The 26,306-nt window shown below is 39.5% G+C and carries 20 protein-coding genes and 1 pseudogene; 10 read left to right on the plus strand and 11 right to left on the minus strand.

The window, feature by feature from the left end; translation table 11 throughout:
* Positions 1-546: 546 nt before the first annotated feature.
* From rpoN to KZC02_RS22035, 5 genes are all read left to right on the plus strand, one after another.
* Entirely contained in the window at positions 547-1,998 is a 1,452-nt protein-coding gene (gene rpoN / locus KZC02_RS22015) for an RNA polymerase factor sigma-54 (protein ID WP_221390662.1), read from the plus strand.
* Between the two features lie 27 nt (positions 1,999-2,025).
* Entirely contained in the window at positions 2,026-3,483 is a 1,458-nt protein-coding gene (locus KZC02_RS22020) for a sigma-54 dependent transcriptional regulator (protein ID WP_221390663.1), read from the plus strand.
* A gap of 23 nt (positions 3,484-3,506) precedes the next feature.
* Positions 3,507-4,925, plus strand: coding sequence for a hybrid sensor histidine kinase/response regulator (locus KZC02_RS22025; RefSeq protein WP_221390664.1), 1,419 nt, complete (start codon positions 3,507-3,509; stop codon positions 4,923-4,925).
* 81 nt (positions 4,926-5,006) lie between these two features.
* Positions 5,007-5,822 (plus strand): tetratricopeptide repeat protein, encoded by an 816-nt coding sequence (locus tag KZC02_RS22030; RefSeq protein WP_221390665.1) that lies wholly within the window; start codon positions 5,007-5,009, stop codon positions 5,820-5,822.
* A gap of 75 nt (positions 5,823-5,897) precedes the next feature.
* Complete coding sequence (locus KZC02_RS22035) at positions 5,898-6,794, plus strand: hypothetical protein (RefSeq protein WP_221390666.1); 897 nt, start codon at positions 5,898-5,900, stop codon at positions 6,792-6,794.
* 41 nt (positions 6,795-6,835) lie between these two features.
* On the opposite strand, the gene KZC02_RS22040 is transcribed toward KZC02_RS22035, so the two are convergent.
* From KZC02_RS22040 to KZC02_RS22075, 9 genes and pseudogenes are all read right to left on the minus strand, one after another.
* Positions 6,836-7,369 carry a hypothetical protein gene (locus KZC02_RS22040; protein ID WP_221390667.1) on the minus strand — a complete coding sequence of 178 codons (534 nt, stop codon included), beginning with the start codon at positions 7,367-7,369 and terminating at the stop codon, positions 6,836-6,838.
* 515 nt (positions 7,370-7,884) lie between these two features.
* On the minus strand, positions 7,885-10,986 hold the full coding sequence (locus KZC02_RS22045) for an efflux RND transporter permease subunit (RefSeq protein ID WP_221390668.1): 3,102 nt from the start codon (positions 10,984-10,986) through the stop codon (positions 7,885-7,887).
* A gap of 121 nt (positions 10,987-11,107) precedes the next feature.
* Positions 11,108-12,196 carry an efflux RND transporter periplasmic adaptor subunit gene (locus KZC02_RS22050; RefSeq protein WP_221390669.1) on the minus strand — a complete coding sequence of 363 codons (1,089 nt, stop codon included), beginning with the start codon at positions 12,194-12,196 and terminating at the stop codon, positions 11,108-11,110.
* A 146-nt stretch (positions 12,197-12,342) separates the two neighbouring features.
* Complete coding sequence (locus KZC02_RS22055; protein WP_221390670.1) at positions 12,343-13,590, minus strand: TolC family protein; 1,248 nt, start codon at positions 13,588-13,590, stop codon at positions 12,343-12,345.
* Between the two features lie 81 nt (positions 13,591-13,671).
* On the minus strand, positions 13,672-14,526 hold the full coding sequence (locus KZC02_RS33035) for a HAMP domain-containing sensor histidine kinase (RefSeq protein WP_310590342.1): 855 nt from the start codon (positions 14,524-14,526) through the stop codon (positions 13,672-13,674).
* Positions 14,527-14,552: 26 nt separating this feature from the next.
* Complete coding sequence (locus tag KZC02_RS33040) at positions 14,553-15,038, minus strand: hypothetical protein (protein ID WP_310590343.1); 486 nt, start codon at positions 15,036-15,038, stop codon at positions 14,553-14,555.
* Positions 15,039-15,074: 36 nt separating this feature from the next.
* Positions 15,075-15,761: a response regulator transcription factor gene (locus KZC02_RS22065; protein WP_221390671.1), complete on the minus strand. Its 687-nt coding sequence runs from the start codon at positions 15,759-15,761 to the stop codon at positions 15,075-15,077.
* A gap of 157 nt (positions 15,762-15,918) precedes the next feature.
* A pseudogene (locus KZC02_RS33385) lies at positions 15,919-17,078 on the minus strand (trans-sulfuration enzyme family protein).
* 54 nt (positions 17,079-17,132) lie between these two features.
* Positions 17,133-18,149 (minus strand): App1 family protein, encoded by a 1,017-nt coding sequence (locus tag KZC02_RS22075; protein ID WP_221390672.1) that lies wholly within the window; start codon positions 18,147-18,149, stop codon positions 17,133-17,135.
* A gap of 47 nt (positions 18,150-18,196) precedes the next feature.
* Here KZC02_RS22075 and KZC02_RS22080 point away from each other — a divergent pair, with 47 nt between their 5' ends.
* From KZC02_RS22080 to KZC02_RS32590, 4 genes are all read left to right on the plus strand, one after another.
* Positions 18,197-19,072: a diacylglycerol kinase family protein gene (locus tag KZC02_RS22080; RefSeq protein WP_221390673.1), complete on the plus strand. Its 876-nt coding sequence runs from the start codon at positions 18,197-18,199 to the stop codon at positions 19,070-19,072.
* Between the two features lie 139 nt (positions 19,073-19,211).
* Positions 19,212-20,324: a S9 family peptidase gene (locus tag KZC02_RS22085; RefSeq protein ID WP_229254411.1), complete on the plus strand. Its 1,113-nt coding sequence runs from the start codon at positions 19,212-19,214 to the stop codon at positions 20,322-20,324.
* A 65-nt stretch (positions 20,325-20,389) separates the two neighbouring features.
* Positions 20,390-21,469, plus strand: a complete 1,080-nt coding sequence (locus tag KZC02_RS22090; RefSeq protein WP_255636947.1) for a GntP family permease — start codon at positions 20,390-20,392, stop codon at positions 21,467-21,469.
* Entirely contained in the window at positions 21,460-21,720 is a 261-nt protein-coding gene (locus KZC02_RS32590; RefSeq protein WP_255636948.1) for a GntP family permease, read from the plus strand. The genes KZC02_RS22090 and KZC02_RS32590 overlap by 10 nt, the downstream gene beginning before the upstream one ends.
* Here the strand turns inward: KZC02_RS32590 and KZC02_RS22095 are convergent.
* Both KZC02_RS22095 and sucC read right to left on the minus strand, forming a co-directional pair.
* A complete protein-coding gene (locus KZC02_RS22095; protein ID WP_221390674.1) occupies positions 21,717-23,942 on the minus strand; it encodes a CotH kinase family protein in 2,226 nt (741 codons plus the stop codon). The two genes, KZC02_RS32590 and KZC02_RS22095, sit on opposite strands and share 4 nt — an antisense overlap.
* 300 nt (positions 23,943-24,242) lie before the next feature.
* Positions 24,243-25,466 carry an ADP-forming succinate--CoA ligase subunit beta gene (gene sucC, locus KZC02_RS22100; protein ID WP_221390675.1) on the minus strand — a complete coding sequence of 408 codons (1,224 nt, stop codon included), beginning with the start codon at positions 25,464-25,466 and terminating at the stop codon, positions 24,243-24,245.
* A gap of 88 nt (positions 25,467-25,554) precedes the next feature.
* Between sucC and KZC02_RS22105 the strand changes: the two genes are divergently transcribed.
* The gene (locus tag KZC02_RS22105; RefSeq protein ID WP_221390676.1) at positions 25,555-26,214 is read left to right on the plus strand and encodes an ABC transporter ATP-binding protein; all 660 of its coding nucleotides are present in this window, start codon (positions 25,555-25,557) and stop codon (positions 26,212-26,214) included.
* Positions 26,215-26,306 lie beyond the last annotated feature (92 nt).

Below are 26,306 nucleotides of genomic sequence, written 5' to 3' on the forward strand. Positions count from 1 at the left end.
CAGTTAAACAGATACAATTTGAAACAATTCTTCGATGGGAAATTTATAAAGGCCAAACGTTTCGATATCTGATAAGACTGAGGTAAATTGGAAATGAGGCAAGGGATTTGTTAAATGGGTTTAGTATTAATTTGAGTCTGGTAAACAGTTGAACAAAATGTTGGTTTTACTACTTCAAAAAAGACATTGGATAAGACGCAAACAACCATTTACAAATTATTAACTTTTTATAAAAGTATATTGCTTTTGTAAGTTCAAAGCGTTAACTATATGGCAGATGGTTAATTAGAAGAAACTGAATCTTTATAATTCCTAATGAAGTAGCATTAATTGAGCTTCGATTGCAATTTAGTAGTATTCTTCACACACTAGCAGGGACGAAATAGTTGGATTGAGTATAATGTCTACAATTTTGTTTGACATACTCAGTTTGTGGAAATAACTACGCAATCTTTTATAAATAACAATTCTATTAATATAGATAGGATAAAGAGTAGTAAATTTAAACCATTCAATAGAATTTTAATTTTTACCCTTAATTGCAATATGCAAAGACAGACGCAGACGCAACGACAGACACTGAAATATTCTCCCTTGCAAATTCAAATGCTGAATTTATTGCATTTGACTACAATGGAATTGGAGCAAAGGATTAAAGAGGAGCTGGAAGAAAATCCCATATTAGAAGAAGGCAAGGAAGAAAATGCGCCTGAGGAGTCGGCTGATGAATTCGCAGATCCTTCGGATGTGGCAGGTGGTAGTGATGAAGACTCATCCAGTGTTCAGGATTATTATGACTGGGATGAGTTTAGAGATGATGATATTCCGGATTACAAAACGTATGCGAATAATCAGTCAGCTGATAATGAATTGTATACCCGTCCGATGGTGGAGTCTATCGGTTTCAGGGATGACCTCAAACAGCAGGTGCACTTTCTTCGTTTGGACGAAAGGCAGCAGTTAATAGCTGATTTCATTCTGGATTCACTTGATGAGGACGGATTTTTGAGACGGGACAGTGAAGTAATCGCTGATGATATTTCCTTTGCCAATAGTATGTTTATTGATACTGAGGAAGTGGCTCTGATGCTGAAAGTGATCCAGCAGCTCGACCCTCCCGGTATAGCTGCAAGTGATCTGAGGGAATGTCTGTTAATCCAGCTGCATCGCCTTGAACGCCAGGATGAGGTGTGGAAATGGTCACTTCGCATTGTTTCGGATGCTTTTGACGAACTTGGTTCAAGGAATTATGATAAGATCATGCGAGTGCTTGGCCTGGACGAAGAATCGTTAAAAAAGGCTATTCAGCTGATCACTACACTTAATCCTAAACCTGCTTCCGGATTACGAAATGATACCCTTGTCAATGAGAGCATTAAACCGGATTTTATGCTCAGATATACCGAAGACGGTGAAATTGAAGTTCAGCTTACCTGGGGAAATAGCCCTGCATTAAAACTGAACAAGCTTTTTACACAAATGGCCGAGCAAAAAATTGACAAAGCCACCAATCAGTTTTTGAAGAATAAAATGAACTCTGCAAAATGGTTTATTGATGCCATTAAGCAGCGTGAAAATACGATGATAAGCACTTTGCGTGCTATTGTAAAACTTCAGTATGATTATTTTCAAACCGGTGATATCAAGAAACTGAGGCCAATGATCTTAAAAGACGTTGCTGAAATTATTGACATGGATATTTCAACAGTGTCGCGTGTTACGACAAATAAATACGTTCAGACTCCATTTGGCATCGTGTTACTCAAAGATTTATTCACAGAAGGTGTAACCAACGAAGACGGAACGGAAGTTTCTAACAGGGAAATACAGGAAGCAATTCGTGAAATAGTGGTTGATGAAGATAAAAGACACCCTTACAACGATCAGCAGATCACAGATTTACTTTCTGAAAAAGGGTATTCAGTAGCACGGCGCACCGTGGCAAAATATAGAGAGCAGTTAAATATACCAACGGCAAGACTAAGAGTAACCATTTAAAATATACAAAAGCCCTTAAAACCTGGCATGAAAAAAATTGTAGTTGTTGATGATGAAGCAGACATCTGCTTCTTGTTGAAAAGGTTCTTATCAAAAAATGATTTCATTGTAGAAACAGCACAAAATGGTAAGGATGGCCTGGCGTTAATTGAGGCCATTTCGCCGGATCTTGTAATGACTGATTTTCGTCTGGGTGATATTACCGGAACAGAACTTCTTACTGCAATCAAAGCGAAACGTCCGAATGTACCCGTTTTAATTATAACTGGTTATTCCGATATAAAAGTGGCAGTCAGCGTGATGAAACTGGGTGCTTATGATTATATCACCAAACCCCTTTTCCCTGACGAAATTCTGGTAACGGTAAAGAAAGCAATTGCTGACGCGGAATCATCCAAAAACGAACAGGTAGAATATGCAGCAGCGGTCGAAGTAAGCGATACAGCAACTGTTAAGCCGGCACGCAGAGGTTATTCCAAATCTAAAGCAGGTTATGTGATGGGGCAAAGTGACATATCGGATAATTTGTTCAGACAGGTTGATCTGGTAGCTCCAACCAACTTCAGTGTAATTATTTATGGTGAAAGCGGTTCGGGAAAAGAGGCTATTGCACAGGAAATCCATAATCGTTCGAAGAGAAAAGATATGCCATTTGTGGCAATGGATTGTGGCGCAATATCCAAGGAACTGGCAGGCAGTGAATTGTTCGGGCACGAAAAAGGTTCGTTTACAGGAGCCCTGCAGACAAAAATCGGTCATTTTGAGATGGCTAACGGAGGAACTTTGTTTTTGGACGAAGTTTCTAATTTATCCTATGAAATTCAGGTTGCGTTGCTGCGTGTGGTTCAGGAGCGCAAAATGAGAAGAATAGGCGGTTCAAAAGAAATTGATCTGGATGTGCGGATATTGGTGGCGAGTAACGAAAGATTGCTGGATTCTGCCAAAAGTGGAAAATTCAGAGAAGATTTATATTATCGTTTCAACGAGTTTACAATTGAAGTTCCTGCCCTTAGAAACCGGAAAGATGATTTAATGCTTTTCGCGAATACATTCCTGGAATCTACCAACGCAGAGTTGAGTAAAAGTGTAAAAGGGTTTTCAGACGAAGTTGTGGATGATTTTTTAAGTTATTCGTGGCCAGGTAACCTCAGGGAGCTTAAAAACGTAATTAAGCGTGCGACTTTGCTTTCTGATGGTGATTTGATAGAAGAAAAATCACTTCCGTTTGAAATTGTTAATTATCGTAAGTTGAAGGATCTGGATGAAGAACCTGTTTCGGTTCCGATAATGGCAGCGCAGGGAAATCTGGAAATGGCAGATGGTGATGATGTAAAACCAAGCCTCAAAACAGTTGCCAACGAAGCCGAATATGATATGATTATGCAGGTGTTGCGGGATGTTAATTTTAATAAAAGTAAGGCTGCCCGTTTGCTGAACATTGATCGAAAGACGCTTTATAATAAAATGAAGCAGTTCGATATTTAGTTAAAGCTTGTAATCTTTCTTGAATGAATAGTAAATTAATAACGGTACTTCTGGTCGATGATGATGAAGATGATTATTTTCTGACCAGAGAGTATTTTCAGGATCTGATAAACTGGAAATTTGATATTACGTGGTGTTCTACTTACAAAGAGGCACTGTATGAAATAAAGAATAATAAGTACGATCTCTATCTTTTCGATTATCTACTAGGTGAAAATAATGGAATTGACTTAATAGAAGAGGCTTGTGGAATGGAATGTGAGGAGCCCATTATATTGCTCACGGGCAAAGGTGATACCAAAATAGCCGTTGAAGCTTTACGTCTCGGAGCAGCGGATTATCTGATCAAGAGTGAACTGGATCCTGAAAAACTGGAAAGAAGTATACGCTATGCACTCGAAAGAACTTCTGTACTGAAAGCACTTAAACACAGTGAAAGACGGTACAGAAGGATTTTTGAAGAATCCAACGACTTTCTTTTTATTAGTGACTTAAAAGGTAATATTCTTGATTTTAATGCATCTGCATGTGTCCTGACAGGTTATTCGGAAGAGGAATTGAAAGCGATCAATATTCTGAACCTGGTTGATGAACCACAGTTTGAAGCGTTCTGGAACAGCATGAGGGACAGAACCATTCATGATTGCGAAGTACGCCTTATCACGAAGGACAACGACAAAAAATATTGCCTTTTTTCTGCTTCTGTCGAGGTGGATGACGGTAATCTGTATGTTCAGGGAAGGATACACGATATGACTGCCAGGAAGCAATCAGAAAGAGAACGCCTGTTTTCTGAAAAAATGGCAGTGACCGGACGGCTGGTTCGCATGCTTGCACATGAGGTTAGAAATCCACTTACCAATGTTAACCTGTCTGCCGAGCAACTGGAAATGGAGCTGGTGGATGAAGACCAGAAATTTTATACCCAGATAATCAAACGTAATTGTAACCGGATTAACGACCTGATTACACAGTTGCTTCAGCCATCAAGCTCTGCTGATATTGAGCTTGTTGAAAGTTCGGTCAACAAAGTTTTGAATGATGCCATTGCTACTGCTTATGACCGTGTTCAATTAAAAAGGATACAGATTATAAGTCAGTACGCAGAAGAGAACCTGTTGCTTCCGCTTGATTCTGTGTCGCTGCAAATGGCCTTTTTAAACCTGATTACCAATGCTATTGAAGCAATGGAAGAGGATAAGGGTATACTGCGTATCAGTACGAGAAACCACGGAGATTCATTCCAGGTGATCTTTGCAGATAATGGTTCTGGTATCAGTGAAGAGAATATGGACAAAATATTTGAACCTTATTTCACGGGTAAAAACAACGGAATGGGTATCGGTTTGGCAACGACGATGAGTATTATTAACGCCCACCACGGCCGTATTGATGTACAGTCAGAAATCGGAGTTGGTACTACTTTTACGATTAGTTTTTAGGAAACTGAAAAACTACTGATTTGATTCAGAGGCACCGTGAAATTTGTAAGATAGATAACTGACTATTTCCATAGACTAAAAATGACAAAGCCATTTATAGTACTGATAAGTTTCCTCGTCTTGCCTATAACCGGCTTTGCCCAAAATATATTTGATTGCACTTCCAAATCTGTTCAGGATAGTTTGTTTCCGATTTATTCAAAAAAAGCCCGGAAATACACATGGGATGATCCGGCACGAGAACTTACTTATGACAGTTTGCTTGCTATTTGCCCTGATATTGCGGAAGCTTATCAGGAAAAAGGTATCCCATACCTGGCAAATGGAAATTTTGAAAAGGCATTGCAAAACAATGATAAAGCAGTTGAACTTGACCCGGTTCGGTGGACTGCTTACCGTGGTTATTTACATTGCATTTATGCCAAAAATTACGAAAAGGCCATTGCTGATTTTGAAACTGCGGAAATACTGACTCCCCATTCATTTATTCAGGATCATAGTTTTTCATTTTATATTGCGCTTAGTTACATGGAGCTGGGAAACTACAGCAAAGCAGAAAGTTATTTTTTAAAAGATATTGCCCAGCAAAGCAGAGGAGAAGCCATGAATGATATTCATTTTAATTCATTGCTTTATTTTGGAATCCTGTATTACCTGATGAATGAATTTGATAAGGCAGAAATGTATCTCAGGGATTGCCTGCGGCTATATGAACAGCATCCAATGGCCAATTACTACATGGCTATGACGTTTAAAGTCACCGGCAATAAGCAGCAGGATCTTTATTTTGAAAAGGCTAAGCAGTTTATGCAGGAAGGTTATAAAATGAATGAACCCCACACTTTTAATGTAAATTATCCAAGACAAATTACGATGTCGGATATAGAAAAACGATAGATTCCTGCTTTGTTTCCTGCAACGTTCATGGCGTCAGCGGCGTAATGGTTTAATAGAATTTTTACCATTCCTGTTATGAAGCCAATCTATACGTTCATTGTAATTATTGCCTTTTCGAACTTTGTTTTTGCTCAGGATAATGCGGATTATTATCGTCCGGTTTTTCCTAAACCTGTTGGTTCAAAACCCTACAATGCCGAATCTCTGTTAAAAACGTTTGGGGATGTACGTGTCACTAACAGATGGTACGCTGGTGCCAATGGTTTTGTAAGGACCGACAAAAATATGCTGAATAATACACTCGATGGAATTATTGCAACCAAATCACCAGCCAGCTATGGTTACAGTGCTTCGGTTGGATGGATAAGCCACGAACAGTGGGCGGTTGAGGCAGAATTTGCAAGATCACCCATTCATAATGTGCTTCTGATCAATGGGGCTAATCCATTATCTTATAAATTTTCAAATGACAAAAACAGCCTGATACTTCGTGGAAAACGCCGTTTGTTATTTGGAAAATCATCTTTACGCCGCTCTGCATTCTGGATTGGCGGAGGAATAGGCATAGTTCCAAATTCAGGTAAAACAAAGGAGTATCTGGAATTTTCGGGATATAAAGAACGGGGCCGGAGACAAGCTATTGATACATTGTTTATTACGAGTGATACCCGCACTAATGCACATTTTACAGGTTTGGCGGAAGTATCGGCGGAGTATGTCTTGAAAGTTTCCAGAGCTATTGACCTTAGTTTTTTTGGTCGTAAACAGTGGGGAATGGGGAATTCACTTACAACCAATCTGGTTTATTATGTCAACGGCCTGGAAACTCAGACTGCAAAAATTACAAGTGATGGAAGTGGATGGAGTTTCGGTATTTCCCTGCGTTATATGATGCACATTGGTTATAATTTTGATAAAATGAACCACTCTTTTAAATTGAGGAAGGAAGCAAAAAACCTTACTGATATATAAAATTTCAGCCCAAAGTTTAAACTCCGGGCTGATTTTACAATTTAATTGCGCTTACCAACAGCTTTATTATGATCATTTTTATCTGATCCTTTACCTGAATTACCATTGTTATTACGGTTGGCTATGTTTTTTTGGCCAGGCTGCTCTTTTTCCCATTTCTGGTGCTGTGGATGCTGATTGCTCTGGAAGTACTTTTCATCTTTACTGTCACGGATTACGGCCTGGTTTCGTTTTCCTTTATAATTCGCGTACTGTGTTTTTTGGATCTTATTGCGCAAATATGGCTTAGGTTCGTTCATTACCACTTTGTAGGAATTATATAAGTCAAAATTCTTGTAACGCGACGGAAGGTTTTTTCCATAGATCCATTGCGTACCGTTTTGATAAACGTATTGCGATTTGTTTACATCAAAATATACATTGATGTCCGGAAGATAATAGAAATCAACATGGTCATAGCCGGTTGGCCCCCAGGCTGGTTGATTGCCTATATTGATGTTTACACTTACTTGTGCATTTACTTCATACCCGAGTGCAGATACTATAAGAAGTCCCGCTAAAATTAACTTTTTCATTTTGTCAAAAATTTGTGAATGAATTACTAACAGCAAACAATTTGCTTTTCTAATTCTATGACGCAGAATTTGACCGAATGTTTAGTGGTAAAATTCGGATATCGACAGAGAGGTTTAATTTACCGATGGATACATAGCTTTTAACGATAAGGCGGGCGCAAAGAAGTCTCTTTTTTTTGTGTATATACTTGCAAAAAACGAAAAAACCACTCTACCGATTAGAGCGGTTTTTGGCAGAATTTACATAAAATCTTTTATCTTGAAATACTATTATTTTTAATACTGTTAAAATCGATTATTTTTCAGAATTAAGCTCAGAACGTATTTTTTTAACAAAGTCAAGATGAACATCCGTAGCAGAAGCAATCTGTTCATCAGCAAATGTAACATTTTTTATAAATGCTGACATAATAACTACTTTTTGTCAACTTAACCTGTAAATAAATAATTCTAAGACATAAAAAAACTGCCTTCTCATACAGAAAAGACAGTTTCCGAATTACCAACTCATTCTTTTAAACTAACATCTTCTTCTTCCGATTGAAAAAAGCATAGATAATCGGGAAAATAAGCAAGGTTAGTATTGTCGCTGTAATCAGCCCGCCGATTACAACTATGGCCAGAGGTTTCTGAGTTTCTGAACCAATTCCGGTAGATGTTGCAGCAGGAAGAAGACCTATTGCAGCCATTAATGCGGTCATAATGACCGGTCGTATTCTTGATTTTACACCTTCTCTTATTGCATCGTCTAGTGGCATTCGTGCTGCCAGATTTTTATTGAACACAGAAATAAGGATTACGCCATTCTGCACACACAAACCGAATAAGGCAATAAAACCTACTCCGGCTGATATTCCGAAATTCATGTGTGTGGCATGCAAAGCCAGGATCCCGCCAATCAATGCAAAAGGAACATTCACCAGTACCAAACCGGCATCTTTCGCATTGCTGAACATGATAAACAGCAGGATAAAAATACCAATGAGGCTAATTGGCACAACCTGTCCCAGACGTGCCGTTGCGCGAACCTGATTTTCAAATTCACCCGACCAGTTTACTGAATAACCTTTCGGTAAAGATTTCAACAAAGGTTTCACACGGCTTTGCGCATCTGCAATTGTACTTCCCAGATCCCTTTCGCGAACAGAGAATTTTACACCAATAAAACGTTTGTTATTATCCCTGTATACGAAAGCCGGGCCAGTAACCGTACGGATACTGGAAATCTCTTTTAACGGGATCTTGCCACCGGTTAGCGTTGGAACCATCAGCTGCTGAATATCATTTACATCACGGCGGTACTGCTGTTCGTAACGTAGGCGGATATCAAACTTTCGCTCACCTTCATAAAGAATTGAGGCTGTTTTTCCACCGATCGCCATTTCAATTACCGCCTGCACGTCGGCTGTGCTTACTCCATATTGCGCCATTTTGTGATCATGCAGAATTACACTGATTTCCGGCTGCCCAATGTTTCTTAAAATACCTACATCCTTAATTCCCGGAACATTTTTAATGGCCTCCAACACTTCATTGGCTTTATTATTAAGCGTTTCCAGGTCGTCGCCATAAATTTTAACCGCATTACTGGCATTCATTCCAGCTACGGCTTCGGCGACATTGTCGATAATCGGCTGTGAATAATTGTAGTTGATACCCTGGAATTCTTTGAGTTTTTTGTCCATTTCCTCAATCAGATCATCCTGACTAATATTCCTTTTCCATTCATCCTTTGGTTTTAAATTCACCTGCATCTGAACGTAATAAAAACCTGAAGGGTCAGTTCCGTCATTGGATCGGCCGGTTTGGGATAAAACACCATTCACCTCAGGAAACTCATTCAGTTTGGCACGAAGGACAGTTACCATTTTAATAGTTTCGTTCAGAGAACTGCTCATGGGCATTTTTGCTTCTACCCAGAGTGCTCCTTCATTAAGCGTTGGCAGGAATTCGGTTCCGAGCAATGTGGAGGAGAATAAACTTAATCCCATAAATACAGATGCGAACAAAACGCTGATCTTTTTATGCCCGTAACACCAGTTGAAGCCATTAATAATGATCGTATCAAAAAACCTTACGATCGGATTGCTCTTTTCACGTACATTTTTATTCAGCAAAAATGAGCAAAGTACAGGTACCAATGTAAGTGTGTAAAGCAAAGCGCCCATTAGTGCAAAACCCAGTGTATAGGCCAGTGGAGTAAACATTTTACCTTCTACTTTCTGGAAACTAAAAATGGGGATAAGCGCTGTAATGATGATAAGTTTTGAAAAGAAGATTGCCTTTCCAAGTTCGCCACCGGTTTTTTTGATTAATCCCAGTTTGGAAAGTTTATTAAACCTGTCCATCCCGTTTTTATGTGCCAGATGATCTAGGGCCACAAAAATCCCTTCAACCATTACTACTGCGCCATCAATGATAATCCCAAAATCTATCGCACCCATTGATAAAAGGTTTGCCGACATACCTTTCATTCTCAGGCACATAAATGCAAACAGCAATGCAAGCGGAATAATAATGGAAACAATAACTGTTGTTCGCCAGTCGGCCATAAATAGAAATACAATGACTGTTACCAGCACAATACCTTCTATCAGATTGTGTTTTACCGTATGTGCACAAAATTCGATCAGGTTATCCCGGTCATAAAAGGTCACCATTTTTACATCCGGCGGCAGTATTTTCGTATTCAGTTCATCAACCTTTTCCTTTATACGTGCCAGTACTTCACTCGGATTTTCACCTTTACGCTGTACAACAATCCCTTCAACAGCATCGTCATTTCCATCAAGCCCAACCTGCCCGACACGCGGCATATCCGATTCTTTCACCGCAGCCACATCACGTACCAGAACAGGATTGTCCTTTACATATTCTACAATAATATTTTCAATGTCAGGTATGGAATTCAGTAATCCGATTCCTCTTACTACATAAGCCTGCCCGTTTTTTTCAATGACATCACCACCTACATTGACATTGCTTTTTGTTACAGCCTGGTAAACTTCCAGTGGCGTAATGTTGTATTTTACAAGTTTGGTAGGATTTACCTGTACCTCATATATTTTTTGCCTTCCGCCAAAAGCCACTACATCTGCAACACCCGGAATACTTCTTAGCTGGCGGTCGATTACCCAGCTTTGAAGTGTTAGCAATTCACGGCTGTCGCGGTCTTTACTTTGCAGTGTATACCGGAAAATTTCACCTGTTGGCCCATAAGGCGGCTGAACATCCGGTTCTACGCCTTCGGGTAATGATATGTTCCGAAGCTGGTTATTAACCTGCTGCCGGGCAAAAAAGTCTTCGACATTGTCATCAAAAATGATTTTGATAATGCTCAGACCAAACATGGTGGTACTTCTCACATTGGTTTTTTGCTGAACTGAGTTCATTGCAACTTCAATGGGCACAGTCACGAACCGCTCAATTTCCTCGGCACTCCGTCCGTTCCATTGTGTAACGATAATGATCTGTGTATTAGTAACATCCGGAAATGCTTCCAGCGGAGTCTCACGATAACTGACAATTCCTGCAACAATCAGCAGGCCTGTCATAAAGAATATGAAGAAGCGGTTTTTAAGAGAAAAACCAACAATTCCCCGAATGAATTTATTCATAAAACAATGTTGAATGATAGAATTTTGACCGGGTCGCCGGTGCGATGAGAGAATATTTTGACGGAACGAGCTTAGTAGAATGATTGATTTATTATATCATTCTCTCATTCTATCATTGTTTTTAGTCATTCAGCGCGTCGTATACCAGTAGCTGATTTTTTGAAATAATGGCTTCTCCGTTTTTTAATCCGCCACTGATGTAACTCCGGTTGGCAAGCGACCGATAAACTTCCACCGGACGCGTTTCAATATTAGAACGGCTGTGAAACACCATTACCCAATTTTTACTCCGGTCGAATATGATGGCTTGTGAAGGAATTGCCTGCATTTTATCTCCTTCCTCAAAGTTGAGGCTAACAGTCGCATGCATTTCAGGTTTAAGTTTAAATCCCGAGTTTTGCAGTTGAATCCTGATCTGCATAGCTTTTGTTTCAGGATCCAGAACGTTATAAATTTTGTCAACTTTTCCTTTAAAAACCTCATCTGAAAAACTGATCGTACGGACATCTGCCGGCATTCCCAATTGTACTCTTGGAATATCGCTTTCATTCACATTGGCCATCACCCACACATCAGAAATCTGCCCGACAGTAAAAAGGCTCTCGGAATTATCAGACCTTAACTGCATACCGCGGTTTACATTTTTGGCAATGATAAAACCGTTGATAGGAGATTTTACAGTATAATTCGTTGACTTGCCCAAACCGTAAATCGAAAATATTTCTTTCACACGGCTTACCTCTGCTTTTGCTTTATCCACCATTTGTCTGGCTGTAATGGCGTCACGTTCCGGAACCAGTTTGCTTTCATATAAATCTTCGGTAGAGGACAAATTCTTTTGAGCAATAAGCAAATCAGATTGTGCCTGAATCATTTCCCTCTCAAAATCAGCTACTTCTCCTGAGCGGATCGTTGCTAGTTTCTGGCCTTTTTTAACATAATCACCTAATTCCACGTTTACGTCTTCCACGTTTCCACCTACAAGAGGGAAAATTTTAATCACCTGGTTTTCATCCGGAACAACTTTTCCAACCAGCGTCAGTTCATTTCTGACCACTTCCGTTTTCACTGTGTCAATGGTAATACGGTTCATCATCGTATCCGAAAGCATAAACGCCTTGGCTTCATCCTGAACCTCCTTTTTCTTTTCACAGGAAGTAGTCCAGATACTAACAAGCGTTAACAAAACGATGCATGGTAAATTTTTCATTTTATTGATATGGATTGACAAATGTCTTATTATGAAAATGCTGACTTATTTTGTTTCGAATTTTAGGTCAAACCTAATTTTGTTTTCATTTTCTAAAATGTTGAAAAACAATTAGTTGGATCAGTTTACTTTAAACCTGCACCTGACTAATTAAACAGTTCTTCGCCGACTACAAAGTTGAGTTCTTCGTATACTTTTATGCGGTCAGACTGAAGGCGGTTAAATTCCTTAATACTTTCGTTGTAGGTTTCTATAAAATCAATGAATTCGAGCAGCGTTACATTTCGTTTCTGAAAATTTTCGTACATCCCCTTATTCAGCAATTCAAACTGATCTGTGAAATGGTTTTCAACGCTTTTATAAGCATTTTCAGCAACCGTCACTTTTTGCAACGCAGCATCTACCTCGTTTCCAATACTGTTTTCTTTTGCTTTTTCTTCTGTTTTAAAATAGCTGATATTGGTTTTGGCAGCACGGATATTTCCCTGGTTCCTATTAAAAAATGGCAGGTCAACAGACGCGGATACACCAAAATAATTGCTTTGGTAATTACTGTTCTGGTCATAAGTAGCCCCTAATTGAATGTTTGGAACAGCCAGTGCCTTTTGAAGTGTATAATTTAATTCGGCCTGTTTGGTTGAAGACTGCACGATTTTTAAATCAGTCCTGCTTAGTATTGCACGGTCTCTGAGCGATGCAGGGTTGTAATTTTTAACCTGATACCTGTTAATGTCTGTACTGTCTACCAACGGTTTTACCGGAAGATCAGCATTCAGATATGTTTTCAGATCCCGCTGATTTTCTGACAGTTCAAAAAGAATATCGGCCCGGTCGTTGGTCAGCTGGAAGAGAAGTGCCTTTAAACGGACCACCTCTTTTAGAGAAATATTATTACGGTTATATTCTTTTTCAAAAGCTGAAACAGTCGTATTCAGCGTGGCAATTTGTGTATCTAACAGCCGTATGGTCTGATTAAGAAAATAAGTCTCGAAGAAGATTTGGCGAAGATCAAATTTTAATGTGCGGATCAGATCGAAAAACTGGTATTCACTTTTTCTGGTCGATTCTACGTCCAGTGCTACTTGTTTGTTACGTTTTCCGGCGCGGGTAATCATTTGCTGGATACTCACCGCTTTTTGCCCCTGGCGTCCCACATCAAACAATCCACGTGAAGGGTTGTACGCACTCAACTCAAAGCTCAGGTTCGGGTTGTCCCAAAGTTTATCCTGGATTTCAATGGATTTGGCAATGTCAATCTGGTATCTTTCGGCAAGTAATTGTAAGTTGTTTTTCAGGAATAGACTGTCTGCCTGTCTGATGGTAAGTCTTAGAGTATCCTGGGCAAATAAGCTGGTGGAAATAAAAGTTAAAAATCCAATAATGTAAATTCGCATGTTCTCTAGTTTAGAAGATGCGATATTCGGCAGCCAACATTACAGGAGCCTTAAAATAACCTTAGAAAAAAATTAGAATGCTCAGATGTGGCTTAATTGAACCTGAAACTCACTTCCCTTTCCCAATTCACTGGCAACAGAAATGGTACCATGATGTAATTCAACAATTCGCTGGCATATAGAAAGGCCAATTCCAAAACCAGGCAGTTCGCTTGTGTGGGATGAGCGGAAGAATGGATTGAATATTTGCGGCAGATCTTCCTTGCTGATCCCTGATCCCTGATCTATCACTTTCACAATGCAATATCTTTCATTGGTAGCAATGAGTAACTGTGCAGTATGATTTTCAGAATACTTACAAGCATTGTCGATCAGGTTTAAAATCACGCGTTTCAATAATTCTTCATTTCCCTCAATCACGGTTTCGTTTTCGTTATCCGGAATCGTTGCGTAATCAATATTTACTTTGTAGTCAGGAAAAGATGTAAGCAATTCTTCTTTGGCAAGAAATGCAAGGTCTTCAATACGAACCGGATACATTTTCATGCGGCCCAGATTTTCGTAGGAACGTGCCAGGAAAAGAAGGTTATTGGTAATACTGATCAGCCGCTCGGTATCTGAAAACAGATTGGTAAAAACTTCTTTCAGGTCAGGATCATTTTTGGTAAAACGCTGTCCAAGCTGAATCTCTGATTTGAGCGCAGCCAAAGGCGTACGTAACTCATGGGAGGCATGGGAAACAAAGCTTTTTTGCTGCTCAAATGCCAGATTCAACCGACCCAATACATTATTGAAATTAATGGCCAGCTGTGCAATTTCGTCTTTCCGGTTGCCTTCGTCGAGTTTTTGAGAAAGATTTTGTGCTGTAATTAATGAAACCTGCTCATTGATCTTACTGATTGGCCTTAATGAATTTCCTGCAAAATATATTCCCATTACAATCGTAACACCGATCCCGGCAATCAGCCCCCAGGAAAGGGTTTGGATAAGATTGCGTTGCTTGCTACGGCCAAATTTATCATATGCCGATGCCAGAACGACCAGTGGTTCAGAGCCTTCTTCATAAAGGAGCCCAATGACTTCGCTGTCGCCCTGTACAAATTCCAGGTCTTTTTTTGCCTTACTTCCGTTAATAAATTGGCATGATAAGTAATCAGTTTGTCGTCAACACTTGAATAGATCAGTTCGTTTTTAGAATCAAAGATCAGCACTTTTTCGTCCAGCATTTCTGTCAGGGTGTTTTGATCAATTACTTTTAATAGATCTTTGTCGATACCGTTCACTTTCACTAAAAGCCTGCAGGTAGTACGTGCCTTGCTTCTTAACCGGTCATAAAATTCTTCCTGCCTGAAAGTGGACGAAACAATATATACGGCTATAGAAAACAGCAACAGCAGTGCGGCAACCAGTAATGTAAACTGAAAAGCAATTCGATCCTTAATTTTCACAGATATAAAAACAGCTATACGATTTAAATTTTATCCTTATTCCTCCTTTAAAACGTAACCAAGTCCCGGACGTGTATGGATCAGTTTAGTCTCAAAATCTTTGTCTACTTTTTTACGTAAATAATTGATATACACTTCAACCACATTTGTTCCCGGATCAAAATTCAGGTGCCATACGTGCTCCGCCAGATCCATTTTTGAAACGACCCGTCCACGGTTGTAAAGGAAGTATTCCAGGAGGGCAAATTCTTTGGCAGTAAGTTCAATAGATTTTCCTGCACGGATCACTTCTTTTGTTCCCAGGTTCATTTCCAGATCAGCAATCCGCAGTATTTTGTTTTCAGTTTCAGGATTCCGGATTTCTGAGATACGCAACGCAGCATTGATCCGAGCCAGCAATTCCCTGAAATCAAACGGTTTAACAATGTAATCGTCCGCACCGCGACTTAATCCTTCTACCTTATCTTCAATTTCTCCGTAAGCGGTCAGCATTATAATAGGAATGGCAGGTTTGTATAACCTGATTTGCTGACAAACTTCAAAACCCCGCATTCCCGGCAGATTTACGTCCAGAAGAATAAGGTCAAACTTTTTATCCAATGCGAGCTGCTTTCCGGTAATGCCGTCGTAAGCGATTTCAGCCTCAAAATTTTCAGAGATTAATCCACGGTAAATATTCTGTGCAATCCGCTTGTCATCCTCAACAATCAGTATTTTTTTCATAATGTAGTAAAGTCGGGTTTGTGTGTGATGGACTAAAGTGAAGGTTTTAACGCAATTGGCGTAATAGGTTTCGCAATGGACGCAAAGTTTAGTAATTATTTTACGGTTAATGAACAGCCCATTGCATGGATTGCGGTAAATTTTAACCTTCACTTCATTATAATATTTCCAATCCCTGTTCCAGATCTGTGATCAAATAATCTGCATCTTCCAGTCCGATATAAATCCGCGCCATACGATGTTTTTCATTTTCAGGATCAAATTTTTCCGGTCCTATTCCGGCAGCTTGCGGCAGTATTAAAGATTCGTGGCCGCCCCAGGAAACCGCAACGAGAAAATGACTCAAGGCATAAGTGAATTTCTCAATCTGAGCATACGAATCCGTTTTGAGCGTAACAGTAAACAAACCGCAAGCTCCGGTCATTTGTTTATGCGCCAGTTTCAGCTGAGGGAAACCTTCATCGAATGGAAAAATAATTTTTTCAATTTTCGGGTGATTTTTAAGATAGGCTACCACCTTTCTTGTCGTTTTGGAAATATGTTCCAGGCGCATGGGTAACGTTCGAAGACCACGCAGGATGAGCCAGGCATTAAAAGGAGAAATTCCGGAACCGGTATTCAGTAACTGCTCATTGAAAATCCTGTTTAACATTTCCTTAGAACCGGTAAGAACGCCAGCAACCGTATCGCTATGCCCCCCAGATATTTTGTAGCTGACTGCAGGCTCAGGTCAATTCCCAATGCGTGCGGTTTCTGATAAAGTGGTGTACAATAACTGTTATCCACGATAGTCAGGATGCCCCGGCTTTTAGCCAGCTTTGCCACTGCTTCCAGATCCTGTAACTCAAAAGTGCCTGAATTAGGCGACTCCATGTACATAATCCTGGTTTCAGGGCGTAAAGCATTTTCGAAATTTTCTATTTCTGTTCCATCAATATAGGTTGTTTGTATTCCAAAACGCGGCAGAATATTGTCAAACATTCTCCATGCCCAACTGTATGGTTTGTCCACAGAAATAATATGATCACCGGTTTTGAGGTTGGCCAATACTGAACAGAAAATAGCTGATGCTCCACTGTTAAAGACCAAGGCATCCTCAGCTCCGTCAAGTGCAGCAAGTTTTTTTCTTAGAATTTCAATTGTTGGATTTTTTCCACGGGAATAAAGAAATGCTGAATCTTCATCTTCAAATGCTTTTCGGATATCATCAAATGAATCAAAAACGAAGTTGCTTGTCTGAATAATGGGTGGTGCAACGGCATTGAAATATTGGCTGCGGTCTTCACCAAGCTCATTCAGAATGTGGGAAATTTCCATTTATTATTGTTGCAGATTTTTTAAGTGAATATTAAAGCAAAAGTTATACAGAATTTATTTCTGTTTTTCGGAATGATGTGGCGTTTGCAAAACAATCCCGTTATCAATAGAATGCAGGATAGCTTTTTTACTGTGTGCAAAGTAACAAATATCAATTCCCAGATTTTGAATGCTGTTTAAAAATGCAGTTGTTTCAGGTTTGCTGCGTGTCCTTGTCTGGCGAATATAAACAGCCCGTATGTTTTTGGTAAATTGTTTACAGATCTGTTCATAGATTTCGGGGTCTTTTTGTGAATCATCACCCAGCAAAATAAATTGTAACTGAGGATAAAACTCAATAACATTATGAATTTTCCGAAGCTTGTGTCCGTGCGAACCGGCTCCGGTCATGACAAAATCATCGAGTCCGGATTTTATTTTTTTTAACTTTAAAACTGCTTTCGGCAATCCGTTCAGTTCTGCAAATCTGACGATCATGTCATACAGGTTCCATTCGCTGCTGGACACATAAAAGAAAATATTGGTATGTTCCAGCGGATGTACTTTGGTTGCAAACGATAATAGCTGATAATGCTGCACAACATCGTCAAAAGGTTTCCTTGCCTGAACATTTTTTGATAGCAAAAGGAAAAGCTTTTTGAATGAACGGCGGCTGTGCGAAACAAGGAAGGTATCGTCTATATCCGAGATAATACCGTAAGAACTTTCGAAAGGAATAAAAAACTCTTCCTGTCTGGTTGCGTGGTATTTATGCCCATTTAACTCCTCATCAACAGTTACTTCATATTTATGCCAGCCTCCGTCCTGATACTCGGTAAAAGGTACCTGAAATCGGAAATAGCCATCTTCTTCGGCTACTGTCTCAGCAACGAGTGAACCAACTTTTAAAATCAGCTTTAAATTTGGTATGGTTTTTATTGAAAAAAGCTGAATGATGGTTCTGGCATATCGAAACCCTTTTCTTGTATATTTATGGTCCCCGGAAGGATATTTTTCTACCACGTGCCCAAATACAACCAATTCCTTTTTATTTGCGTAACCTCTGTATAGTTTTATGTCACAACGTTTCATATACTATATTTAAATCTCATATACTTAAAGTCCCTAATTTAGACAATATGTTTTCAGAACGAAAAGTTTTGTTAGTTGTAAATCCAATTTCCGGTGATCTGGTTAAAGATGAAATTTTTGAAATAGTCATTGAAAAGGCAAAAATTGAACAGTTTGATCTACGTATTTATACGACCACAGGAAAAGGCGATCTGGAAATTATCAGGGAAATGGTTCAAAATATCGGACCGGAAAGAGTTTTGGTAGCAGGAGGTGATGGCACGATTTCGCTCGTTGCACAGGCAGTTTATGGCCTCAATGTTATTCTGGGCATTATTCCGGCTGGTTCAGCCAACGGTTTGGCAGCCGATTTTGGAATCCCGGATTATATAACTGATTCGGTCAATATTGCTTTTGCTGATAATTCCATTGTTATCGACGCTGTTAGTATCAATGGCGAAATAAGCCTTCATTTAAGTGATATTGGTTTAAATGCTTTATTAATAAAAAATTATGAGAGCAGTGATTTGCGCGGGAAAATCGGCTATGCGCGTGAAATGCTTAAAACTTTAAACGAACATGAGAATTTTCTCGTCCGCATTACTACGGACCAGGAAACTATAGAAACAGAAGCGTTGATAGTAATTATTGCAAATGCCCAGAAATACGGGACAGGGGTTGTTATTAATCCCAAAGGCAATATGTCCGATGGGTTATTTGAACTCGTAATTGCTAAAAAACTGGATTTTCTGGAAACTGCTAAAATCCTGACCGGAAATACAGACTTTAATCCGGAAATTATGCAGGTTATTTCTGCTGAAAAAGCGTTGATAGAATGTCTGGACAAAGAATCCCATTTTCAGATTGACGGTGAATACAAGGGCATGGTAAGCCGCCTGGAAGCAAATATTATTAAAGGGTATATCAAAGTGGCTGTTCTATAGTGCTCTCACACCAATTATTTCTAATTAATAACATCCGGCAAATTGATCAGTAGTAGTGAGTACTTATGTGTCTTTTCAGGAAAACAGGATCATTTACTTATTCCAGATGAAGGCACTTTTGATATTACTTGCTGCATTAATGACAATAAAAGGCTTTGCCCAAACCGCTGAATTGTGCCAGGGCGCCTATTTTACAGAAGCAGGGGGAAAAGCTTTCCTGGAAAAACATCCTGTAACCACAAAACTTGCCTGGGAAACCCGTGCAGCCCAAATCAGAAATCAGATTAAAACGGGAATGGGTTTACAGATTTTACCTGCCAAACCGAATTCTGCTCCGATTATCAATGGTAAAAAGGTCATGGACGGTTACACCATTGAAAACGTAGCTTTCGAAAGTCTGCCTGGCTTTTATGTAACGGGAAACTTATACCGTCCGGTTAAAGAACAAAAATCTTACGCTGCTATATTAGCTCCGCACGGACATGGAGAAAATCCGCACGGGCGTTTTCGTGAACAAACCCAAAAGCGCTGTGCAACACTGGCACGTATGGGCGCTATCGTTTTTGTTCTGGACATGGTCGGACAAGGAGATTCTAAACAATGTGAACATAAAATGCCGATGGCTTTGAAGTTGCAGACTATCAATGCAATACGGGCAATTGATTTTTTGTCAGCACTTCCCGGAGTTGATCCGGAAAGAATTGCAGTTACAGGTGAATCCGGCGGAGGAACGCAAACGTTTTTACTAACCGCGCTGGACAATCGTATAAAGGTTTCGGTTCCTTGCGTGATGGTTTCATCTCATTTTTTTGGAGGCTGTGTTTGTGAAAGCGGGTTGCCAATTCATAAAAACGGAGATTTTCAAACCAACAATGTAGAAATTGCAGCACTTGCCGTACCAAGGCCCATGTTGTTGATTTCCGACGGAGACGACTGGACTAAAAATACGCCAAAAGTTGAATTTCCATATATTCAAAAGATTTATGGATTGTATGGAAAATCAGATCTGGTTCAAAATGTACATCTTGCTGATGAAAAACACGATTACGGGCCATCGAAGCGTAAAGCAATGTATGCTTTCATGGCCAAATATCTTAATCTAAACTTAAAGGCAGTGACTGACAAAAACGGTGCAATTGATGAAAGCCCGGTGAAAGTGCTGGATCAGAAGGAATTGGAAGTATTTAATGCAGCTCATCCCCGTCCGGCAAATGCCGTAATGGGAGACAGCAATGTGCTTGGCCTGTTGTAAGAGACTTAATGAAATAACTATCTTGCAAATAATTACGGCCTTGTGATTTTCAAAGCAATTCAAGCATGATCATTGTAGTTGTATTAATCTCTATACTTTTTATTGTTTTAAGTTCTACGGTTTTCAAAATGCACCCGCTGGTCGGTTTATTACTGGCTGCCCTGGGTGTTGGGATTTTTGCAGGATTACCCATTGACAAACTGGCCGAAACCATTGGAAAAGGTTTTGGAGAACTGATGTCAAAAATTGGTCTGATGGTTATCCTGGGCTGTGTGATCGGAGCTATTCTGGATAAATCTGGTGCTGCAATCAAAGTGGCTGATGTCATTCTAAATTTGTTTGGAGAAAAACGGCCTGCTTTTGCCATGTCTGTTATAGGAGCAATTGTAGGTATTCCTGTATTCTGTGATTCCGGTTTTATCATTTTGCATAAATTAAACCAGATTGTTGCCAAAAGGACAAATCTTCCATTAGCGACCGTTGCTCTTTCACTTTCAGGAGGTTTGTTTGCTACACATACGCTTGTTCCGCCAACTCCCGGTCCACTTTCTGCTGCCGGAAATCTGGGGATACCGGATTCTATAGGTTTGGTAATCCTGGTCGGCCTGATAGTTTCTATTCCCAGTTTATTTCTTTCTACTTGGTTTGCAGCAAGATATGCCAAAGATGTGCCGATTGTTGATGAGGCCTCAGAACATCATGCAGTGTTGGAAGTAAGTAATTTACCCCCGGCATGGAAAGCATTTATGCCCATTTTACTTCCTATACTTTTAATAACCTTAGCCTCTTTTGCAAGTATTTTACATTTTCCTGCACCTTTAACAAAATGGCTAGGATTTTTAGGAAGCCCGCTGGTATCGTTTTTACTCGCGATCTTTTTCAGCTATTCCTTATTTCCGGAAAAAGCATCTGAAAAAATGATGTCCTGCTTTAAAAGCGGTATCGAACATTGCGGTACAACATTGGTTCTGGTAGGAGCAGGAGGCGCTTTTGGAGCTATATTAAAAGAAACACCGTTGAAAGAAATGGTCAGTGAGTGGCTAACCAGAAATGAAATGTCGGGTGGTTATTTGTTACTTATAGCTTTCCTGATCGCTTCTTTTTCAAAACCGCACAGGGATCAACAACCTCTGCCATGGTTTTGACAACAAGCATTCTGGCGCCACTTTTAACATCGCTGGGATTTATTACTCCGTTTCAGGTTACACTTGTTGTAATGGCTGTTGGCAGCGGTGCCATGGTAGTATCACATACAAACGATGCCTGGTTTTGGGTTGTTTCACAATTTACAGGCATTACTGCTAAAGATACTTATCGCACGCATACCATACTTACCGGGTTGCAGGGAGTGGCGAGTTTCATAACCACACTGATCATTTACTGGCTTTTTGTTTAGTTTGATTGTGTTTTTAATAATTTTAGGGTTTGTATCTGATCGTTCATCAGTACTTTAAGGAAATACAATCCATCGGCTAGTCCATCAATATTTTGGCTTACCTCATTTTTTCCTGTTTTAAAATCAAACTCTTTATCCATTATTTTCCTGCCAATTATATCATACATTTCCATAAAGCCATTCCCTGATTTATCAGAATGGAAATTAAGATTAAACCGGTTTTGAGCAGGTAATGGAGCAACATTCATTGCAATGTATGGATTGTATCTGATCGTAATAATATTGCTAAACATAAAGCTGTTATCAGAATCAATCATTTTAAGCCTGTAATAATTAGAGCCGGGTTCAGGTATTGAATCTGTAAAAGTGTATCTTCCTTCGGGAGAATCTCTTAAATAAATGTGTCCGATTTTAGCAAATGGACTATTTTTGGGATCGGAAGATCTCTGGATATCAAAACCTTCTCCATTTTTTTCCTGATTTACATTCCAGCTTAATTCTACATTTTTGTTGTTTAAACTCGCTCGGAAACCAGAAGTATAGATAGGCAAAGCTGTGGGCTCCATGGCAGTAAATATCCATTGCTGCGTAACTCCTTCATAAATGTTGCTATAATTTTGAGCGATTTCTCCATTTTCATTATCAGCTCCGTTGGTATCAGCAGCTTTACTGCTTCCTCGGTTTATAATTCCATAACGATTGTTTTCAGTATCTGTAATCCGCCATTGCTGGTTCAGATTATTACCTTGCGCTTCATTTAAAAATAACTGTCCATTTTCAATAAGTGCTTCCAGTACTTTATGAGCTGAACGGTTTTTTATTGTGAAAAACCCATTATTCAGATTTATAATTTCCCATTGCTGAGTGTTATCGCCCGTAAATGTTTTTTGAATAACCGCTACTTTGTCATTCGAAATATCACCTGTTGACATTACTTTTCGACTGAAACGGTTTTCTATTTGATAATACGCTTTGGTATCAATGCCATTCAGCTCACGATCAAGCCAATTCAGGTGCTCCTCAATATATGTTGAAAGAAAATTAGTTTCGTTCTGATAAGTGTGTCGTACTTCCAATTCAAGCCAAATGATTTCATCAAGAATATTCCATCTCTTGAAATTAAGATCCTGGGATTGATTGATTTCTGTAATTAAACTATTCGTTATAATATTAAGATGTGATTTAATGCCCTGGTCTTTTAATTCATTCCAGCGTTGCTTTACAGCAAGGTTAAACTGGTCATCCTGTAAAAGTCTTTTAATCCATAGAAGATTATAACTTCCAACATCAGACATCCTACGGTTCGTTGTCGATCCGGGCCTGTTGTCATTATTAAAAGCAATATCAAAATCCCATAATGGCCCAAAGTAAAGTTTGTCTTCATTTGCTTTCTTAAACATATATGTGCTCCAGAATGAATCGGTATTTCCGGTGATTTCACATGCCACATACCAGTTGACCAGAGAAGTGAAATCTACCCTGGACTTATAACCGTTCTGAGAATCCCGGAAATTTGCTGAAAACAAAAGGTTTTCAAATTCCTGAATGTAATTTATTACAGTAGTACTCTGAGCGGGAGTGATCTCGTCATCCTTTGGATCTTTAATAGTAAATTTCATTCCTCTTGTTGTTGTAAACCAGGATGTCTCATTTTCGTTGCTGGCAAATCCGTCAGCTTCTACAAAAAAGCCTTCGGATGATTCTGTATTTGAGCCACCTGTAAGTTTAACCCGGTCACTTCCCGTTTCAACCTGATCAGTTAAAAGGTAATTTCCAATGAAATCGTCGTTCAGATAAACATCTACAAAACGATACGAACACGTAAATGGCATTCCGATAAATTTACTTACTTCAAAAGCTAATGCATTTCTCAGTAGTGTTTTATCGGCATGGTTGGCAAGGAGAACCCAGTTTTTGGCATTTGCCGGCATGCCAAGAAAGTTGATTTTATTGGGAAACTTAATGCGGTATGGCTTTTTGTTAAAGCTCCATGTTGAATTTCCACGGCCCCTGATCTCAACCGGGCCATTATATACACCCGCAGTTCCATCAGCAGCATTCATTGTTAAAGTGCCGCTTCTCCATTCAGATTTACTATCCACAGGAAGAGTTGTCGTAATGCGCAGGGTAGGGAGATTTGTTAATTGTTGCGCATGAATTTTGACGGTTAGCAACAGGATAACACAAAGTGCTGCCACAAAAGTTGTGTATAGTTTTGTCATGATTAAGAAAACGTTGAGTAGAGTTGGGTTTTATAAGATCCTGATGTAAAAACTTAACAATCAGAGCTGCAATAATGCACTGACCAATTGAATTTTAACGTTCAGTGACCTGAATAAAATAACTGATTTCGCTAAGTTATAGAAAAATCAGTGTTATAATAGTCATTGTAAAATTATTGATTACAATGATATTTTCCTGTAAAACTATATCCGATATACGGTTAGAAAAAGTGTCAGGTTTGAATAAAAAAAGGACGACCTGTGAAGATCGTCCTCTTTATAAATTTTTATACAATAGGCTTAAACGCCTAGTTCAGCCAAAACCTCAGAAACTTTTGTAGCTGCTTCTTTGAATTCAATAGCTGAATATACTTTAAGCCCTGATTCGTTAATGATACGTGCGCCTTCTTCAGCGTTGGTACCTTGCAAACGAACAATGATCGGAACAGGAATTTCACCAATTGCTTTGTATGCTTCCACAACTCCGGCAGCCACGCGGTCGCAACGAACAATTCCACCAAAAATATTGATAAGAATTGCTTTTACATTCGGGTCTTTCAAGATAATACGGAAACCTGCTTCAACAGTAACTGCGTTTGCACCACCCCCAACATCCAGGAAGTTAGCAGGATCACCACCTGATAATTTAATGATATCCATCGTTGCCATTGCAAGACCGGCACCATTTACCATACAGCCAACGTTACCATCCAGTTTTACGTAGTTCAGGTTGTTAGCGCCTGCTTCTACTTCCAGAGGATCTTCTTCGTTGGTATCACGCATATCGGCAAGATCCGGATGACGAAACAAAGCATTGTCGTCCAGATCAACTTTTGCATCTACGGCAAGAATTTTATTATCTGATGTTTTTAAAACCGGGTTGATTTCAAACATCGCTGCATCACTTTCAATATATGCTTTGTAAAGTGAGCCGATAAATTTCACCATTTCTTTAAAAGCATCTCCTTCAAGACCCAGGGCAAATGCAACTTTGCGTGCCTGGAATGGCTGTAATCCAACTTTTGGATCAATCCATTCTTTCATGATCTTTTCCGGTGTATGCTCAGCAACTTCTTCAATGTCCATTCCACCTTCGGTGCTGGCCATTATTACGTTGCAATTTTTGGCACGATCCAGCAATATGGACAAATAATATTCTTTAGGCTCACTATTGCCCGGATAGTAGACATCTTCTGCAATAAGGACTTTGTTCACACGCTTGCCTTCAGGGCCAGTCTGATGCGTAACAAGTACTTTACCCAGAATGTTTTTAGTTATCGTACGCACATCATCAACTGACTTGGCAAGAGCAACTCCACGCTGTTCTGTACCTACGATTCTGCCTTTACCCCGCCCACCAGCGTGAATCTGCGATTTAACCACATACCACTTGGTACCTGTCTGCTGGCTAAGTTCACGTGCAACTTCTACCGCCTTGTCCGGCGTGTCGGCTACGAGCCCTTCCTGAATACGAACGCCGTATTTTTTCAGGATGCTTTTGCCTTGATATTCGTGAATATTCATGAGTATTAAAGTAAATTGGTATTTTCACGGCAAATTAAGGAATTAATCAAAACGGGCATTGACTTTAGCCCAATTATCTTTTCAGAAAATGAATTTACTTCAGGCAAAAGGAATAAAGCGTACTTACGGTTCATTACAAGTTCTGAAAGGAATTGACTTAGAAGTAAAAAAAGGAGAGGTTGTTGCGATTGTCGGGCCTTCGGGAGCAGGTAAAAGTACTTTTCTTCATATTCTGGGAACACTCGACCGGCCAGAGGAAGGCCAGGTATTTATTGAAAACATCAATGTATTTACTCAAAAGGATAAAGATCTGGCTAAATTCAGAAATGAAAAAATCGGGTTTATATTCCAGTTCCATAATTTACTGGCAGAATTTACCGCATTAGAAAATGCCTGTATGCCCGGATATATTGGAGGAATGAACGAAAAAGATATACTTAGCAGAGGAAAAGAACTTTTGGATTTGCTTGGATTATCACATCGTTTTGATCATCTTCCATCTCAGCTTTCAGGTGGTGAACAGCAACGGGTTGCAGTAGCCCGTGCATTATTGAACAAGCCGGCTATTGTTCTGGCAGACGAACCGAGTGGTAATCTGGATTCGCATAATGCATTGGATCTGCATCAGCTTTTTTTCAAGCTTAGAGATGAATTCGGACAAACTTTTGTAATTGTAACACATAACGAAGAACTCGCAGAAATGGCTGACAGGCGCCTTGTTATGCAGGATGGACTTATGTTACCATAGAGATAAAAAAGTAAAATAATTTTTTTTAATTTTTTTCTAATTAAATGTGACCAACGTTTTAATGCTCCGTCACAAGAGCGAAGTTTTTCATA

The sequence above is a fragment of the Dyadobacter sp. NIV53 genome (assembly GCF_019711195.1).
Lineage (GTDB): Bacteria > Bacteroidota > Bacteroidia > Cytophagales > Spirosomataceae > Dyadobacter.

What these genes read in the sequence shown, in the direction of transcription:
- rpoN (WP_221390662.1), top strand. Translation starts at nt 547, where the DNA reads ATGCAAAGACAGACGCAGACGCAACGACAGACACTGAAATATTCTCCC.
- KZC02_RS22020 (WP_221390663.1), top strand. Translation starts at nt 2,026, where the DNA reads ATGAAAAAAATTGTAGTTGTTGATGATGAAGCAGACATCTGCTTCTTG.
- KZC02_RS22025 (WP_221390664.1), top strand. Translation starts at nt 3,507, where the DNA reads ATGAATAGTAAATTAATAACGGTACTTCTGGTCGATGATGATGAAGAT.
- KZC02_RS22030 (WP_221390665.1), top strand. Translation starts at nt 5,007, where the DNA reads ATGACAAAGCCATTTATAGTACTGATAAGTTTCCTCGTCTTGCCTATA.
- KZC02_RS22035 (WP_221390666.1), top strand. Translation starts at nt 5,898, where the DNA reads ATGAAGCCAATCTATACGTTCATTGTAATTATTGCCTTTTCGAACTTT.
- KZC02_RS22040 (WP_221390667.1), bottom strand. Translation starts at nt 7,369, where the DNA reads ATGAAAAAGTTAATTTTAGCGGGACTTCTTATAGTATCTGCACTCGGG.
- KZC02_RS22045 (WP_221390668.1), bottom strand. Translation starts at nt 10,986, where the DNA reads ATGAATAAATTCATTCGGGGAATTGTTGGTTTTTCTCTTAAAAACCGC.
- KZC02_RS22050 (WP_221390669.1), bottom strand. Translation starts at nt 12,196, where the DNA reads ATGAAAAATTTACCATGCATCGTTTTGTTAACGCTTGTTAGTATCTGG.
- KZC02_RS22055 (WP_221390670.1), bottom strand. Translation starts at nt 13,590, where the DNA reads ATGCGAATTTACATTATTGGATTTTTAACTTTTATTTCCACCAGCTTA.
- KZC02_RS33035 (WP_310590342.1), bottom strand. Translation starts at nt 14,526, where the DNA reads ATGGGAATATATTTTGCAGGAAATTCATTAAGGCCAATCAGTAAGATC.
- KZC02_RS22065 (WP_221390671.1), bottom strand. Translation starts at nt 15,761, where the DNA reads ATGAAAAAAATACTGATTGTTGAGGATGACAAGCGGATTGCACAGAAT.
- KZC02_RS22075 (WP_221390672.1), bottom strand. Translation starts at nt 18,149, where the DNA reads ATGAAACGTTGTGACATAAAACTATACAGAGGTTACGCAAATAAAAAG.
- KZC02_RS22080 (WP_221390673.1), top strand. Translation starts at nt 18,197, where the DNA reads ATGTTTTCAGAACGAAAAGTTTTGTTAGTTGTAAATCCAATTTCCGGT.
- KZC02_RS22085 (WP_229254411.1), top strand. Translation starts at nt 19,212, where the DNA reads ATGACAATAAAAGGCTTTGCCCAAACCGCTGAATTGTGCCAGGGCGCC.
- KZC02_RS22090 (WP_255636947.1), top strand. Translation starts at nt 20,390, where the DNA reads ATGATCATTGTAGTTGTATTAATCTCTATACTTTTTATTGTTTTAAGT.
- KZC02_RS32590 (WP_255636948.1), top strand. Translation starts at nt 21,460, where the DNA reads ATGGTTTTGACAACAAGCATTCTGGCGCCACTTTTAACATCGCTGGGA.
- KZC02_RS22095 (WP_221390674.1), bottom strand. Translation starts at nt 23,942, where the DNA reads ATGACAAAACTATACACAACTTTTGTGGCAGCACTTTGTGTTATCCTG.
- sucC (WP_221390675.1), bottom strand. Translation starts at nt 25,466, where the DNA reads ATGAATATTCACGAATATCAAGGCAAAAGCATCCTGAAAAAATACGGC.
- KZC02_RS22105 (WP_221390676.1), top strand. Translation starts at nt 25,555, where the DNA reads ATGAATTTACTTCAGGCAAAAGGAATAAAGCGTACTTACGGTTCATTA.